The organism is Pectobacterium wasabiae CFBP 3304 (genome assembly GCF_001742185.1).
GTDB lineage: Bacteria > Pseudomonadota > Gammaproteobacteria > Enterobacterales > Enterobacteriaceae > Pectobacterium > Pectobacterium wasabiae.
The window spans coordinates 3,419,341-3,435,718 of the sequence record NZ_CP015750.1 but is presented as its reverse complement, the minus strand read 5'-3'; the positions used below and the strand labels follow the sequence as shown (position 1 = coordinate 3,435,718).

The 16,378-nt window shown below is 50.2% G+C and carries 15 protein-coding genes, 1 tRNA gene and 1 pseudogene; 8 read left to right on the top strand and 9 right to left on the bottom strand.

Translation table 11 applies throughout. The features are described from left to right. Positions 1-601 precede the first annotated feature (601 nt). Positions 602-1,003 (top strand): H-NS family histone-like protein, encoded by a 402-nt coding sequence (locus A7983_RS15570; RefSeq protein ID WP_005974009.1) that lies wholly within the window; start codon positions 602-604, stop codon positions 1,001-1,003. A 466-nt stretch (positions 1,004-1,469) separates the two neighbouring features. Here the strand turns inward: A7983_RS15570 and A7983_RS24510 are convergent, their stop codons facing one another. The 3 genes from A7983_RS24510 to A7983_RS15560 all read right to left on the bottom strand — a co-directional run bounded on the left by A7983_RS24510 (position 1,470) and on the right by A7983_RS15560 (position 2,382). Further along, positions 1,470-1,535 (bottom strand): DUF2569 family protein, encoded by a 66-nt coding sequence (locus tag A7983_RS24510; protein WP_237028224.1) that lies wholly within the window; start codon positions 1,533-1,535, stop codon positions 1,470-1,472. 41 nt (positions 1,536-1,576) lie between these two features. Further along, positions 1,577-1,945 carry a hypothetical protein gene (locus A7983_RS15565; RefSeq protein ID WP_237028190.1) on the bottom strand — a complete coding sequence of 123 codons (369 nt, stop codon included), beginning with the start codon at positions 1,943-1,945 and terminating at the stop codon, positions 1,577-1,579. A gap of 349 nt (positions 1,946-2,294) precedes the next feature. Next, positions 2,295-2,382: transfer RNA gene (locus A7983_RS15560), tRNA-Ser, on the bottom strand. Between the two features lie 271 nt (positions 2,383-2,653). On the opposite strand from A7983_RS15560, the gene A7983_RS15555 reads away from it, so the two are divergent. Beyond that, on the top strand, positions 2,654-3,475 hold the full coding sequence (locus A7983_RS15555) for a pyridoxal phosphatase (protein ID WP_005974004.1): 822 nt from the start codon (positions 2,654-2,656) through the stop codon (positions 3,473-3,475). Between the two features lie 54 nt (positions 3,476-3,529). On the opposite strand, the gene glk is transcribed toward A7983_RS15555, so the two are convergent. After that, complete coding sequence (gene glk / locus A7983_RS15550; protein ID WP_005974002.1) at positions 3,530-4,495, bottom strand: glucokinase; 966 nt, start codon at positions 4,493-4,495, stop codon at positions 3,530-3,532. Between the two features lie 187 nt (positions 4,496-4,682). Here glk and A7983_RS15545 point away from each other — a divergent pair, with 187 nt between their 5' ends. From A7983_RS15545 to A7983_RS15530, 4 genes are all read left to right on the top strand, one after another. After that, positions 4,683-5,927, top strand: a complete 1,245-nt coding sequence (locus A7983_RS15545; protein WP_005974000.1) for an MFS transporter — start codon at positions 4,683-4,685, stop codon at positions 5,925-5,927. Positions 5,928-6,066: 139 nt separating this feature from the next. Next, positions 6,067-7,137 (top strand): sugar phosphate isomerase/epimerase family protein, encoded by a 1,071-nt coding sequence (locus A7983_RS15540; protein WP_039477465.1) that lies wholly within the window; start codon positions 6,067-6,069, stop codon positions 7,135-7,137. Beyond that, on the top strand, positions 7,134-8,285 hold the full coding sequence (locus tag A7983_RS15535; RefSeq protein ID WP_005973996.1) for a Gfo/Idh/MocA family protein: 1,152 nt from the start codon (positions 7,134-7,136) through the stop codon (positions 8,283-8,285). The genes A7983_RS15540 and A7983_RS15535 overlap by 4 nt, the downstream gene beginning before the upstream one ends. Before the next feature lie 114 nt (positions 8,286-8,399). Then, complete coding sequence (locus A7983_RS15530; protein ID WP_005973994.1) at positions 8,400-9,380, top strand: LacI family DNA-binding transcriptional regulator; 981 nt, start codon at positions 8,400-8,402, stop codon at positions 9,378-9,380. Between the two features lie 78 nt (positions 9,381-9,458). Here A7983_RS15530 and A7983_RS15525 read toward each other — a convergent pair. The 5 genes and pseudogenes from A7983_RS15525 to A7983_RS23525 all read right to left on the bottom strand — a co-directional run bounded on the left by A7983_RS15525 (position 9,459) and on the right by A7983_RS23525 (position 13,651). Continuing rightward, positions 9,459-10,321, bottom strand: a pseudogene (locus A7983_RS15525) (sugar phosphate isomerase/epimerase family protein). 238 nt (positions 10,322-10,559) lie between these two features. Next, positions 10,560-11,618, bottom strand: a complete 1,059-nt coding sequence (gene modC / locus A7983_RS15520) for a molybdenum ABC transporter ATP-binding protein ModC (protein WP_005973989.1) — start codon at positions 11,616-11,618, stop codon at positions 10,560-10,562. Beyond that, positions 11,618-12,304, bottom strand: coding sequence for a molybdate ABC transporter permease subunit (gene modB, locus A7983_RS15515; RefSeq protein WP_005973987.1), 687 nt, complete (start codon positions 12,302-12,304; stop codon positions 11,618-11,620). The genes modC and modB overlap by 1 nt, the downstream gene beginning before the upstream one ends. Before the next feature lie 2 nt (positions 12,305-12,306). After that, positions 12,307-13,077 carry a molybdate ABC transporter substrate-binding protein gene (gene modA / locus A7983_RS15510; RefSeq protein WP_005973985.1) on the bottom strand — a complete coding sequence of 257 codons (771 nt, stop codon included), beginning with the start codon at positions 13,075-13,077 and terminating at the stop codon, positions 12,307-12,309. Positions 13,078-13,495: 418 nt separating this feature from the next. Continuing rightward, a complete protein-coding gene (locus tag A7983_RS23525; protein WP_005973982.1) occupies positions 13,496-13,651 on the bottom strand; it encodes an AcrZ family multidrug efflux pump-associated protein in 156 nt (51 codons plus the stop codon). 319 nt (positions 13,652-13,970) lie between these two features. On the opposite strand from A7983_RS23525, the gene modE reads away from it, so the two are divergent. Beyond that, positions 13,971-14,762, top strand: a complete 792-nt coding sequence (gene modE / locus A7983_RS15505; RefSeq protein WP_039477476.1) for a molybdenum-dependent transcriptional regulator — start codon at positions 13,971-13,973, stop codon at positions 14,760-14,762. 40 nt (positions 14,763-14,802) lie between these two features. Continuing rightward, on the top strand, positions 14,803-16,278 hold the full coding sequence (gene modF / locus A7983_RS15500; RefSeq protein ID WP_005973978.1) for a molybdate ABC transporter ATP-binding protein ModF: 1,476 nt from the start codon (positions 14,803-14,805) through the stop codon (positions 16,276-16,278). Positions 16,279-16,378 lie beyond the last annotated feature (100 nt).

The following is a 16,378-nucleotide window of genomic DNA, read 5'->3' as shown; positions in this document are numbered from 1 at the left end:
CATATTTTGCTGATTTCAGTTCTTTTACATTCTCAGGCCAGTCATCTAGTAATCTAAAAAGCATCTTCATTTAATCATTCCTGTTACCGATTGTTAAAATATGATCGTGTTATCTTTTCCTGATTTTTACAGTGCTACTGTTTTATCGACTACCACACAGTTTCCGTCCCATGTGGATCGATAAGCAAGCGGCGATAACGGCACATTATTGATTGTTGTTCAATATTTCAAAATATTTCCCCGCTAATTACGTTGCTAATATTGCACAAGATTTATCAGACATCTTTTTTAAGATGAGCTTTAGAACACTAGCCTTGGCGTATATCTGACTATACTCCAACGAATACGCGCTACCTATCGGTGCGTTAAAAACACCATCAACTGATGGAACTAGCCTTGGGAAACAGCTTACGATTAATAAACACTCACTCTTTTTTATTGAATGACATAATACCGCCTGACATTTTTATGTATCCTCCGGAGATAACCACTTTATTTTTTGTTGACAAGTTTTTGATGTATTATTTTATTTTTTAATGTTGCTAAATTAACGCATAGCATTTATGATTAATTCGATAAATAACCATCAGGATAATAAATCATGAGTGAAGCTTTAAAAGTATTAAACAATATTCGTACTCTACGTGCTCAAGCGCGTGAAATCGATCTGGCAACATTGGAAGAAATGCTAGAAAAACTTACGGTCATCGTTCAAGATCGCCGCGAAGAAGAAGCCAGTACACAGCAACAAAATGCTGAACGTCAGGCTAAAATTGATGCGCTTCGTGCTCAACTTCTTGAGGATGGTATCGATCCGTCTGAACTTCTCGGTACCCCTTCGGCTAACAAATCAACAAAAGCCAAACGTGAACCTCGTCCTGCCAAATACAAATATGTTGATGAAAATGGCAATGAAAAGTTATGGACTGGTCAGGGCCGTACTCCTAAAGCGATTGCTGCGGCGCTTGAGAGCGGTAAAAAACTGGAAGATTTTGAGATCTGATGAACATATCAGCCTGCTATCCTGTTTACTACAGGGTTGCAGGCTGAATAAAGATTCATGGTTCTGAATCTTTAAATAATGAACGACCTTGATATTCTTCGCCAACGCTTTACGAATTTAATACTTCCCTCTGACGTTCCGTCATTAGCATCTGCTGGGTAATACCATTACCATTCGGATGTCACACTCTTTTTTCAAAATCACTACCTTCTGTATGATGATGGGCAACACGTGGCTAAACGAAAGTTCAGAATCACCAACTTGAAGCTTACAACAAAGCTCTCATTAAGCGCAGTTCCATCACTTTTTGGCTTGATGAATCAGGATGAAACCACCATGTGATAGCATCAACCTCTGAATTTAAGACTGGAGCGTGTCACGCTATTCAGGACGAGTCAGTACATAATAAAAAGCCCCATGATAAACATGAGGCGATGATGCTATGGATGGGTGGTCGGTTTTCTGACTATTGATATGTGTTCTTTACTCTATCGGATCGGTGTAGATACGACACCCAAATGGCCGCCCAAATGAAAGTTCTGGCGATGTCTTTAGGTATGCCAGAGTCGACCGCTAAAGCCTCGCTGGGGGCATCCCTAAAAATAAATAAGGGGATACAATATACCTAACCAGAATAAGCAAAGGAAAAATAACACCGATAATCAGCTTTACAGATATTACGGTGCCAATAACCTTTCTCTTTAAAAGAAGAAATCCAGCATAAAGCAAAACGGCGCCAGATAAAAAATCTACCACTCTGTCAGCCATCTGAAAATTCTGAAATCCAGAGTGATATATTAACTCAGGGCTTTCTCTTTCAAGGTCTTTCCACTCTAAGCCTCCGATGCTAACTAAGATGTGCAATACCCCACCAATAAAAATTATTATTACTAAAAACCTAAGCCAACCCGCAACGCCAGAAAGCGACTTATCTCTAGTCATGTTAATCCCCAAATGCTCTACTTAAACCCAGCGATCAGTCTGGCGTGGTATCACCAGATTCCTACCAGAAACGCCGATTCCCGTCTTTACGTGCTCGGTTTTTCATTCGCCGCAAATAACCGAGTGACGCCTCTTCCATCGTTTAGTTATAGAATGCATGATCAAATGCAGCTTTGGTATACCAGAGGTTCATAAAGTTAACGCTGGGGGCATTACCTGGGGTCACATTAACAGCATCAATGCCAGTGAAAAGCGGAGTTGGTTAATTGAGGGTTTTGAGGCCGAATTTTGCCGGAACGAAATCAGAAACGAAAACGGGCTAGCCTAAGCTAACCCGTTGAATTTTTTTTGGCGGAGGAGTAGAGATTCGAACTCTAGAACACTTTCGCGTCGCCGGTTTTCAAGACCGGTGCCTTCAACCACTCGGCCACTCCTCCGCAATGACGCGCACTATAAACAGTACGCCGCGCGTTGTAAAGCGACGTTGTGGTCAATTGCTTAAAAAATAGATGATAACCTGTTGAAAGCATAGAAAATAGACAGTGGCATTGTCAAACCGTCCATTTATCCTCATTTCTCCTCGCAGCGCCGACGCTTCCTCATCACATGGCGTGAGACACATTTATCCCATTGTTGTCTGTCTATTTTTCGCCGTGTCCTTTATCGTAAGGCTCATTCGATACCCACCTTTTTATTTGCGAGACAACGATGACCTACCGAGTAATTGCGCTTGATCTTGATGGTACTCTGCTGAATCAACAGAAAAAAATCCTCCCCGAATCCCTTAGCGCACTCGCGCTAGCCCGTCAGCAAGGCATTAAAGTGATGATCGTCACGGGACGACACCACTCAGCGATCCACCCTTTTTATCAGGGATTACAGTTGGATACGCCTGCGATCTGCTGCAACGGCACCTATGTCTATGATTACCAGCAGGGCCGAGCATCACATACCAATCCACTCTCTGTCGAACAGGCAAAAAATGTCATCGCACTGCTAGAGGAATTTGATATTCATGGCCTGATGTATGCTGATGACGATATGTATTATCAGTACTCTACGGGACATGTGGTTCGCACGCTGGCATGGGCTGCTAACCTGCCGGAACAGCAGCGCCCTCGTTTTGCACAGGTGGAAAATCTGCTGCGCCAGACGGAAGACTCCCACGCCATCTGGAAATTTGCGACCACGCATACCGATATCCCCACGCTGAACCATTTCGCCGCAGAAGTGGAAAAGCAGCTTGGGCTGGCCTGTGAGTGGTCATGGCAGGATCAGGTTGATATCGCCCAAACCGGCAACAGCAAAGGTAAGTTGCTCCAGCAATGGCTTGGCGAACAGGGCATCAGTATGAAAGACGTCGTGGCATTCGGCGATAACTTTAATGATATCAGTATGCTGGAAGGCGTTGGATTGGGCGTTGCCATGGGCAACAGCGCCGATGAAATCAAGGCGCGGGCCGATCTGGTGATTGGTAGCAATGAAGAACCCAGCATCGCAGAGGTTATCCGCACCCGCATTCTGGCATAACCAATAATGACGCAATCAGGCCTGTTCCTGATTGCGTTCGACTATCAAACTGACTTACAGCGCGCTGCCCAACACCTGTCGCAGGTAAGCTCCCGCCCCCATTAATCCCGGCTGTTCATGGGTAATCAGGTACACGGGGATATCCTGCATATAGCCTTTAAACCGCCCTTTATCTTCAAAAGCAGCCCGAAAGCCAGAGGCTTTAAAAAACTCCAGAAAGCGCGGTACGATACCGCCAGCAATATAAACGCCGCCGAATGTGCCTAAATTTAACGCCAGATTGCCACCGAAGCGTCCCATAATGACGCAGAAGAGCGATAGCGCACGCCGACAATCCACATCCGTATTATTGACGGCTCGTTCGGTAATATCTTTCGGCTCCAGCGCCTCCGGCGTGCGGTCATCAGACAGAACCACAGCACGGTAGATATTCACCAGCCCCTGTCCAGACAGCAAGCGCTCAGCAGAAACATGCCCTAACGATTGGCGCAAAACAGAGAGAATGTTGTCTTCTTCATCGCTATTCGGCGCAAAATCCACATGCCCACCTTCACCCGGCAAGCTGATCCATTGATTGGCAACATGAACCAGATGAGCAACCCCCAGCCCGGTACCTGCGCCATACACGGCAACAGGCTTACCCGGCACCGGTTCCCCACCACCGAACTGGAGCAAACTCTCACGCCCCAGCACCGGAACCGCCATGGAAACGGCGGTAAAATCGTTGATGACCTCAAAATGGCGTAAACCCAGACTTGCTTTCATTTCAGCAATGGAAAATGCCCAGGTGTGGTTCGTCATCGCCACCCAGTCGCCGGTAATCGGGCAGGCAATCGCGATACAGGCATCCTGCACCGTGGCTTGCCGAGAATCGAGATAATCACGGATTGCCCCTTCCAGAGAAGGAAAATCCAACCCAGAATACGTTTCGATTTGCGACAATCCGCCCGTTATGGCGTCACACAGTGCCAAACGCGTATTGGTGCCACCGACATCGCCCACTAAAACAAAGTGCGTCATTCTTTTTTTCCCCTCAAGCAAAGCAGATACCCGATCATTGCGCGAAAACAGCCCGTTACGCCATGGCTATATAACTTTCTAGTGATAAGGATCTCATTTATGGCTAAAAGCTGCGGTTAAGTTAAAAGTAATCGATTACATTCTTAAAACACAAATTGTAATCGATTACTTTTAAGAGGGATACCGCATGGTTTCTTCATCTGAAAACACAGCTACCAAATCGTTACAGCCGGCCTTCGTGGTTCCCAGACTGTCGCTCATGATGTTCTTAGAGTTCTTCATCTGGGGTTCATGGTCAGTCACCCTTGGCCTGGTTATGACACAGTATAATTTGGCCGCCATGATTGGCGACGCCTTCTCTGCGGGGCCGATCGCCTCGATCCTTTCTCCATTTGTACTGGGCATGGTGGTTGACCGCTTCTTCCCATCGCAAAAAGTCATGGCGCTGCTGCACCTCATCGGCGCCGTCATCCTATGGTTTGTACCGACCGCGTTGATCAATGAAGATGGCTCACAGCTACTGATCCTGCTGTTCGCCTACACGCTGTGCTTTATGCCAACGCTGGCATTAACCAACAACATCGCGTTCCATAATCTGACTAACAGTGAGAAGAGCTTCCCGGTTGTGCGGGTCTTCGGCACCATCGGTTGGATCGTCGCCGGTGTCTGCATCGGGACAGCGGGCATCTCCGCAAGCGTCAATATTTTCTACGTCGCTGCCGCGTGTTCTGCCATTCTGGCAGCCTACAGCCTGACGCTGCCGCATACGCCAGCGCCAGCAAAAGGCTTGCCACTGGCAGTACGCGACCTGTTCTGCGCTGATGCGTTCGCGCTGCTGAAGAAAGGCCACTTTCTGGTATTTGCCATCTGCGCCATGCTGATCTCCATCCCGCTGGGCACCTACTATGCTTACACCGCCTCCTTCCTGAGCAACGCGGGTATCAGTGACGTCAGCACTGCCATGTCGTTTGGCCAGATGTCAGAAATCGTCTTTATGCTGATCATCCCACTGCTGTTTAGAAAGCTGGGCGTAAAATACATGCTGTTCATTGGCATGGTGGCATGGTTCGTGCGCTATGCCCTCTTCGCCATGGGCGTGAATGAAGAAACACGCTGGCTGCTCTACATCGGCATCCTGCTACACGGTGTGTGCTATGACTTCTTCTTCGTCATTGGTTTCATCTACACCGACCGTATCGCTGGAGAGAAAATCAAAGGTCAGGCACAAAGTCTGGTGGTTCTGTTCACCTACGGTATCGGCATGCTGCTGGGCTCACAGGTTTCCGGCGCGATTTATAACCGTCTCTTCAACAACGGCACGTTAAACGCCCCCGAAATCTGGGCGACGTTCTGGTGGATCCCTGCGGTTGCTGCGGCCATTATCGCCGTCATTTTCCTCTTCTCCTTCAAATATAAAGAAGAGCGCACCTAACCATCTGATACGGATTATTTAAGGAGAAAACAGGATGAGGTCGCCTATGGCACCTCATCCTTACACATTCTCCGCTACTGCTATCGCAATCAGTGCAACGGTATTCATGGCCACCGCCCCGTTGCCAAAGGAGGTAATAATGAAAACGTTAAAAGGACCGGGTATTTTTCTCGCTCAGTATATTGGCGATCAGGCTCCCTTTAACACGCTGGAAAATCTGGCGCACTGGGCAGCCGAATTGGGCTTTAAAGCGCTGCAAATCCCCTGTAACCATCCGCATATATTCAATCTCGCCACCGCCGCCGACAGCCAAACGTACTGTGATGAGGTAAAAGGTCTATTGGCACAGCACGGGCTGACTATCAGCGAACTGTCGACTCATTTGGAAGGACAGCTCGTCGCCGTTCACCCTGCGTATGACGATGCATTCGACGATTTCGCCCCACCAGCCTACCGCCGCAATCCACAAGCTCGGCAACAGTGGGCCATAGCAGCAATAAAACGGGCAGCAAAAGCCTCTTCACGTTTGGGGCTCAACGCACACGCCACATTTTCCGGCGCACTGGCCTGGCCCTACTTTTACCCCTGGCCACCGCGTAAAGACGCCCTGATTCAAGAGGCCTTTAAAGAGTTAGGCCGACTGTGGACACCGATCCTCGACTGTTTTGACGAGCACGGCGTAAATGTGTGCTACGAGCTGCACCCCGGAGAAGACTTGCACGACGGCGTAACCTTTGAACGCTTCCTTGATGTCGTCAATCACCACCCGCGTGCCAACATTCTTTACGATCCGAGCCATATGCACTTGCAGCAGATGGACTACCTTGGCTTTATCGATCGCTACCATGCACGAATCAAAGCGTTCCATGTGAAAGATGCGGAATTTACCGCTTCCAGCAAAAGCGGCGTCTATGGCGGCTATCAGTCATGGGCAGAACGCGCCGGACGCTTCCGTTCACCGGGGGATGGTCAGATCGATTTTGGCGCTATCTTCAGCAAACTTGCCCAATACGATTACGACGGCTGGGCGGTACTGGAGTGGGAATGCTGCCTGAAAGACAGTAACTGCGGGGCGAAAGAAGGCGCGGCGTTTATCAAGCGCCATATTATTCCCGTCGCTCAGCGCGCTTTTGACGATTTCGCCGCCACCAGCGACGATCGTCCATTGGTAAGAAAAATGTTGGGATTAAAAGAGGAGAGCGCAGAATGATCCGCGTTGGCATTATTGGTTCCGGTTTTATTGGCCCAGCACATATAGAAGCGATTCGTCGCCTCGGCTTTGTTGACGTGGTAGCGCTGGCAGAAAACTCGCTGGATGTCGCTCAGCAGAAAGCCCACCAGTTGAATATCCCTCACGCCTACGGCAGTGTCGCTGATTTGTTAAACCATCCAGATATTGACGCGATCCACAACTGTACGCCAAACCATCTCCATGCGGCGATCAATAAGCAGATTATTCAGGCCGGCAAGCACGTCTTTTCGGAAAAGCCGCTGTGTATGACCAGCGAAGAAGCGCGTGAGCTGGTGGCGCTGGCGGAAGAAAAAGGCGTTGTTCACGGCGTCAGCTTTGTCTATCGCCAGTTTGGCATGGTCCAGCAGGCTGCCAGCATGATTAAGCGCCAGGAGATCGGCCGACTTTTTGCGGTGCACGGCGGCTATCTGCAAGACTGGATGCTGCACGACACTGATTATAACTGGCGTGTTGAACCGGAGTACGGCGGCATTTCCCGTGCGGTAGCTGATATCGGCTCGCACTGGTGCGACACGGTGCAGTTTATTTCCGGTCGGAAAATTGTCGAGGTTTTCGCCGATTTCGCCATTGTCCATCCGATCCGAAAATCCAATCGGAACGGCGCAGCTACGTTCTCCTCATCCGATACACCACCGGAGTACGACGAAAAACCGGTTAAAACCGAGGATTACGCGACCGTGTTGCTACGTTTTGATGATGGCAGCCGCGGATCGTTTACCGTTTCTCAGGTCAGCGCTGGCCGGAAAAACCGCCTGACGTTTGAAGTCAATGGCAGTGAACGATCGCTGGTCTGGGATCAGGAAACGCCTCAGCAGCTATGGATTGGCCATCGTGATAAGCCAAATCAACTGTTGTCGGACGATCCGGCGTTGCTGAATCCAGAAGCCGCCGCCGCCGTCCATTTCCCCGGCGGGCATATCGAGGGCTGGCCGGATGCGTTCAAGAATATGATGGCGAATTTTTACAGCTATCTGCGCGATGGCAAGCAACCGGGCGTCGATCCGTTCAATTTTGCTACCTTCTACGACGGTGCGAATATCATGTTTATCATTGACGCCATCGTGCAAAGCCATCAGCAACAAATGTGGGTGAAGGTCGCCAAATAAGGTATCAGAGCCCATGATATTCATCCCGCAGGGGCGATGCCTGCGGGATGCAGCCAGAGATATTTATGGTAATCTGCTCAGCCAAGCATAAGTAGCGTGAGTGCCTTCTGAATTATGTCGATTCAAAAAATAGCACGGATAGCTGGAGTCTCGGTCGCCACCGTTTCACGGGTGTTGAACAACATTGGCACCGTGAAGCCGCAAAACCGGGAACGTGTTCTCAATGCGATAAAAAGCAGCAATTATCAGCCGAACTTACTGGCCCGACAGCTACGTACCGCGCGCAGCCAGATGTTATTGGTCATGGTTTCCAACATTGCCAACCCCTTCTGCGCCGATGTGGTGAAAGGCATTGAGGCGGAAGCGGAAGAAAATGGCTACCGCATCCTTCTGTGTAATTCAGGTGCCGATATCGTTCGCGCCCACTCCAGCCTGCAACTACTGTCCGGTAAAATGGTCGATGGCGTGATCACCATGGACGCTATTTCGACGCTTTCTGCGCTTCAGGACATGATTGGCAACGCGCCTTGGGTCCAGTGCGCCGAGCATGACGATACGTCGGCTATTTCATCCGTTGGTATTGATAACGCAGAAGCATCTCGTTTTGTGATTAATCACTTTATTGGCAAAGGTCGCCGCCGTATTGCCATGATTAACCACGATATGAATTACCTCTACGCCCAGCAACGAGAGAAAGGTTATCGCGATGCTCTCGCGGAGAATGCGTTTGATTATGGCAAAGTAGAATACGCCAGCGCGTTGAGCTACCAGGGTGGAAAAGCAGCAATGAACGAGCTACTTAACGCCCCGGATCGGCCAGATGCCGTTTTTGTGGTGTCCGATACGCTGGCCGCCGGCGCACTGTCGGCAATCGGCGAGGCGGGACTGAGTGCGCCGCAGGATATTGCCGTCATCGGTTTCGACGGCTCGGAGCTGGGCTACATCACTTCTCCCCAGCTCAGCACTATTCAGCAGCCGTCTGCGCATATCGGCAGAGAAGCCGTGAAACTGCTATTGCAACAGATCGACCAGCCTGCCAGCGCAACAGAAAAGCGCTTACTGGAATGGACATTTGTCGAGCGGGCATCCAGCTAACTCACGCTATATTCACCTTTCGCGATGCTACTTCTGACAACCTGCGGCCAGTTTACCGCAGGTTGATATTTCTGTTTCTTACTTACTTTTCACCTTGCTCAGCTTTTCATATAGCGATTGATAGGCAGCAGAAATAATGGCCTGTGGATCTTTCGGCAAGTCATGCTCAGCAACAAACCAGTGTGTACCCGCTTTAGCCGCCGCAGGGATAATCTCTTCCCACGCCAAAATGCCCTCCCCCGGTGGGGCAAAGTTCATTTCATCATCGCGGATACCGATGGAAGTATTGTCTTTCGCATGAATCGAGTAGATACGGCCTTTGTACTGGCGCAGAAGGCGCGCAGGATCCTGCCCCCTCGGGATACCCAAGCGACATCCATTTCCAGCATCAGGTTCTCTGGCTCTGCGGCATCTAACATAATTTCCAGCGCCGTTTTACCGCGATACTTCTTCATCTCAAAATTATGGTTGTGATAAGCCAACTGCATGCCCTGCTTCTTCAGTTCACGCCCCAGATCGTTCATTTCCGCACCAAAGCGCTGCCATCCCTCTGCGCTATTCGGTCGGTCTTCAACATTGAGCCATGGCACGATAATCATGCGGTTGCCTATCGCCTTGTTAAAGGCCACAACCTCAGACAAGTTACTTTTCAGCTCGCCAAACTGGACATGCGCCGCAATGGCTTTCAACTGATATTTTCCCAGCAACCCCTTCATTTCTGGCGCACTAATACCGTGCGTCCCCACTAACTCAACCGCCTTAAAGCCAGCGTTGTGCGCCATGGAAAATTGCTCATCAAGCGTACTCACGCTACGCAGCGTATACATTTGCAACGCGATTTTCTGATTTTCTGCTGGACGCTCGGCAAGCGCCAGACCTGATGAAACCATCAACAACAGTGGTATCGCAAACGCACGGCGCAACAATGTCATAGCAGGCATGTCCTTCTCCTATTTTTATCCCGTAGCACAGGTGAAAACAAAAAGTAATCGATTACTTTTTATGATGAAAAAATAATAACGCGGGGATAATTTATCTGACTACCCTGTTCATACGGTAGGAAAAACGAATTGAAAATCACTCTCAATATGTATTCTGTTACCTTAGTCACAGAATACTGGCGAAATTAACGCGGTGAATAGAGCGATATGGAGCACTTCCCTATCGCTCAGCCTGTGTTTACGCCGTAATCGACACGCTCTTAATCTGCGCATAGAGCGCTTGCCCTGGATGAAGCGCGAGATCGTCCCGTGCCCACGGCGTGATACGGGACCACAACGTCTGCTGGCCGATCGCAAGCTTCACTTCAACCTGTTCATCGACATCAATGCACTCCACCACGCTGGCACACAGTACATTACGAATACTGCTTTTTTCTGGCGGCTGTAGCACCAGAGAGACATCGGCAGCATTCACGCGAATACGCAATGCGGCATCCTGCGGCAACTCGACTTTACCGACCCACACTTGCTGGTCGCCTAATGCCAATGCCGTCATGGCGTAATGCTCATGCTGAGCCAACACGCGCGCACTGAGAATACTGCTTTGCTCGTCTTTTGGTAACCAAGGACGTAGTGCGCTACTTGCCCACACCTCCTCCAGCAAACCTTGTGCTTTCACTTTGCCTTTATCAAGCACCACAACATGATCGGCTAACCGGACAATTTCTTCCAGACTGTGGCTAACATACAGAATCGGAATATTGACCTCTTTCGCCAGCCGTTCTAAATACGGCAAAAGTTCACGCTTTCTCGGCAAATCCAGCGACGCCAGTGGTTCATCCATGAGCAACAATTCCGGCGCAGTGAGCAACGCCCGACCTATCGCAACACGCTGCTTTTCTCCGCCAGACAGCGTCAGTGGATAGCGGTTCAGTAAATGTTCGATACCCAGCAAATTGACGATGTCATCAAACTGCGATGCCATTTTTTCAGCCATACCGTAGCGCAAATTTCCACGCACGCGATAATGCGGAAACAGGCGGGCATCCTGAAACACATAACCGATATGTCGTTTTTCTGGTGGGAGGAAAACACGCTGCTGCGTATCCACCAGCACATGATCATTAAGCACAATCCGACCGCCATCGGGCCGAGTCAGGCCAACAACCGCGTTGATCAGTGAGGTTTTTCCTGCTCCAGACACGCCAAAAATAGCGGTAATACCGTTCGCAGGCAGTTCAGACTGAACATGGAGTTCGAGGCTACCCAGTTGTTGATGAAAATCGAGTTGTAGCATTATCCCCCCAACCGCTTGCGGCTCCAGTTTGTTAGCCATTCCGATGCCATCAGCGCAGCCAGCGACAAGACGATGGCAATAATACATAGCCTTGCTGCATCAGCCTCCGCACCGGGGGTTTCAATCAGGGTATACATCGCCAATGGTATAGTTCGGGTTTCACCGGGGATATTAGAAACAAACGTAATGGTTGCACCAAATTCGCCCAAAGAACGAGCAAACGCCAATACGGTTCCAACCACAATTCCGGGAAAAGAAAGAGGTAATGTGATGGTGAAAAACACGCGCCAAGGCGAGGCACCCAGAGTTCGGGCAGCTTGTTCCAGATGTATATCGACGGCATCAAGCGAGAGACGAATCGCCCTGACCATTAGCGGAAACGCGACTACCGCAGACGCTAACGCGGCACCGCGCCAGCTAAAACTAAAGCTGAAGCCGAACCAGTCATAGAGCCAGGAACCGATTACGCCACGTTTTCCCATCGCCACCAATAGCAAATAGCCAATGACCACAGGCGGCAACACCAGTGGCAAATGGATAATGCTATCCAGCAACGATTTACCGGGGAACCGACAGCGCACCAAAATCCACGCCATCAGTATCCCAAACGGCAAGCTGAAAGCCACAGCCACAACGGATACTTTGAGGCTCAGCTCAATAGCCTGCCATTCATAATCACTCAGCATCGTTAACGCGGTGCAAAGCCGTAACGTTTAAACACTGCTGCTGCTTCCGGGGTTTTCAGGTAGTCATAAAAGCCGGTAACCGCAGGGTTTTTATGCTCTTTTACTACCGCCATCGGATATTCAACAGGCTTGTGGCTCGCGGCTGGGAACGTACCAACAACCTTAACTTTGTCGCTGGCAACCGCATCAGAACCGTAAACAATACCCAGCGGCGCTTCTTCACGCTCAACCAAAGCCATGGCCGCACGCACGTTATTAGCTCGCGCCATCAGCGGGGAGAGTTCATCCCAAGCTTTCAGATTCTGTAAGGCTTCTTTAGCATAAATGCCGGCAGGCACATGATCAGGGTCACCAACGGCCAGACGACCACCTTTCAACAGGCTTTTCCAATCGGTTTTTTCATCAATGTTGATATCTTTCTGCGCACTCGCCTTCGGCGCAATCACTACCAACTCATTGCCCAGCAGCGTGTGACGCGTGGCGGTATCCATCAGGTTTTTATCCTGCGCGTAGTCCATCCACTGTTGGTCAGCGGAGATGAACAGATCGGCAGGTGCACCTTGTTCAATCTGGCGCGCCAGCGTTGAGGAAGAGGCATAAGACGCCACGACAGCAACCTTTTTCTCTTTCTGATACTGCGCAGCGATCTCCTGCAACGCATTGGTGAGTGATGCCGCGGCAAACACTGTGACTTTATCTTCTGCTGCTGCGGGCAGCACCATTCCTGCACTGAGGGTCAATGCGGCAAACCATTTTAACCATTGCTGCTTCATTCTTGTCTCCTGACAATTATCGTTGTGTAAATAATGATATAACGAATCATGAAGCGGTGTCATGTGCTTTAAAGAGGTAGATTACCCGTCATACTTCAAGTTGCATGTGCGTTGGCTGCGCTACTCGGCACACTGATGTGTGTCTCGCCCCGTTGGGGCCGCTGCAAGCAGCGTTCAAATCTGCCTTTGGTAGATTTGTCACTCACCCGAATCACTTACCTGAGTAAGCTCATCGGGATGAAATGAGAGACATCCTGTCTCTCACCGGAGGCCAGCCGCTGGCTGGTCAAATTCGTTCCCGACAAATTTGTCCTTCCCTTGCCGCCTGCCTGAAACTCGAATTATTTAGGGTATATCTAGGGGGTAGAAAAGCAATGTCCGGCAAACGCCGGACATTAAAATAGAAAAGGATCGTGAATCAGTGCTGGTTCTTTGCGCGCTGACCGTCAGAATGACCAATGCGGGACAACACGTTAAATACTTCGCCCAGGCAATAAATTGAGCCCATAATCAGCACCATCATCACCGGAACCATGGCAACTGCAAACAGCAGGCTCTTCAACAACTCCAACATGCTTACCTCACTTATTGCAACGGTAACGCTACTTTAGCCCGTCTCTACCCGTCATACTTCAAGCTGCTTGTGCGTTGGCGCCCTTGTTCACCTCAGTCACTTACTTGTGTAAGCTCCTGGAGATTCACGCGGTTGCCGCCTTCACGCAACCCGAATTATCTAGGGTACAATGCGCTATTTCACTGTAAACCGAGATCGTCGTAATTGTGATGTAGTCTACCGCAGTAAAAGAAAATAGTGCGTCTATTTGTGCGATTTGCCCCTGATGAAGAAAATAGCGACAATACAGAGAATTAAACTCACCGACGGTGCTCTCACTATGCAGGCTGAAATTCTTCTCACCCTGAAACTCCAACAGCGTTTATTCGCCGATCCGCGGCGTATTGAATTGCTCAAGCAAATTCGTCATACCGGTTCAATCAGCCAGGGAGCCAAACTGGCAGGGATTAGCTACAAAAGCGCATGGGATGCCATCAATGAGATGAACCAACTGGCCGAGCAAACCATCGTCGAGCGTATGACCGGCGGTAAAGGCGGTGGCGGTGCGCAACTCACGCGTTATGGCGAACGTCTTCTCCAACTGTACGATTTGCTCGCACAGATTCAGCAAAAAGCCTTTGATGTATTGCAGGAAGACGGGCTGCCGTTGGATAGCCTGCTGGCAGCTATCGCGCGTTTCTCACTGCAAACCAGCGCACGTAACCAGTTTTTTGGAACCGTGCTCGCACGCGGTGAAGAACAGGTACAACAACACCTGGATATTTTGCTCGCCGATGGTAAAACAACGATCAGCGTACTGATTACGCAGCAAAGCGCGGAACGTCTGCAATTACAGAAAGGGAAAGAGGTACTGGCACTGATTAAAGCACCTTGGATCGATGTATACGCCGCCACCTCTACCGTGCCCGCCGTTGATAACGTCCTACCGGGGCGGATTCAGACCATTCAGCAGGGTGTGGAGAACAGCGAACTTTTGATTACGCTCAACGGAGGCGAAACCCTGTGCGCCATGGTGCCGAATACCTTACTTGAGCAACAAAAACTACAGCAGGGAACGGACGTGAAGGCCTGTTTTAATGCCGACCGGGTCATCATCGCCACGCTTTGTTAATCGCGCGGGAATACCATAGGCCACTGACTAAGGATAGAAGATGTCATTGTTGAAAATCACGCAGGGGCTATTTCGTCTCAGCGATACCCGCATGCTGCGTCTGGACGAACTGACGCTTGAACAAAACCAGTGCTGGGCCTTTGTCGGGGCCAATGGAAGTGGTAAATCGGCACTGGCGCGGGCGTTATCGGGCGAGCTGCCTCTCTTGAATGGTGAACGCACCACAGGATTCGAACGTCCTATTCGTCTGTCGTTTGAACAATTACAAAAACTGGTTTCCGACGAGTGGCAGCGTAATAATACCGACATGCTGAGTGAAGGCGAAGATGACACCGGGCGCACCACGGCAGAAGTGATTCAGGATAGCCTCAGCGATCCCGCACGTTGCCAACAGTTGGCACACCAGTTTGGCATTACGCATTTGCTGGAGCGTCGCTTCAAGTACCTCTCTACGGGGGAAACTCGGAAGGCGATGCTTTGTCAGGCGCTCATGCCTCACCCCGATCTGCTGATCCTTGATGAGCCTTTTGACGGACTAGACGTTGCTTCCCGCCAGCAGCTTGCCGATGAGTTGCGGAAACTGACAGACAGCGGCCATACGCTGGTGCTCATTCTCAACCGCTTTGACGACATCCCTGATTTTATCAACCATGTTGGTGTGCTGGCAGACTGTACGCTGACCCGCGTTGGCGAGCGTGAAGCGATCCTCTCAGAGGCGCTGGTGGCCCAGCTCGCTTTTAGCGAAAAGCTATCTGGAAGTTCGCTGCCAGAACCCGAACATCCGCTTCAATATATGACACTCCCCACCGATGAAGCACGCATTCTGCTGCGCAACGGCGTGGTACAGTACAACGATCGCCCTATTCTTCACGAACTAACGTGGGAGGTCTTGTCCGGTCAACACTGGCAGATTGTCGGGCCAAATGGCGCAGGAAAATCGACACTGCTCAGCCTGATTACCGGCGATCACCCACAAGGCTACAGCAATGACCTCACCCTATTTGGTCGTAAACGCGGCAGCGGTGAAACCATCTGGGATATCAAACGCCACATCGGTTATGTCAGCAGCAGTTTCCATCTGGACTACCGCGTCAGCACTAGCGTGCGTAACGTTATCCTGTCTGGTTTCTTTGACTCTATCGGTATTTATCAGGCTGTCTCCGACCGTCAGCACCATCTAACCGAACAGTGGCTTACCCTGCTTGGACTCAATGGCGCTATTGCCGATACGCCGTTTCAGTCGCTTTCTTGGGGTCAGCAACGCCTGACGCTGATTGCTCGTGCATTAGTCAAGCACCCCGCTCTGCTCATTCTTGACGAACCCTTGCAGGGGCTCGATCCGCTCAATCGCCAGTTGGTACGCTGCTGGCTGGATATCTTGATTGGCGAAGGGGAAACACAGCTACTCTTTGTCTCCCACCACGCGGAAGATGCGCCCGAGTGCATCACACACCGGCTCACTTTCGTTCCGTACAACGACATCTATCGCTACCAGATTGACGAGTTATGTAAATAACGCTTGAAAACAGGGATGATAACGCTACCACAAAATAAAATGTAGGGTAGAAGACCAGGCTCATTTACACTATAGCCTACGCTTCACTGAGTTTATTTGT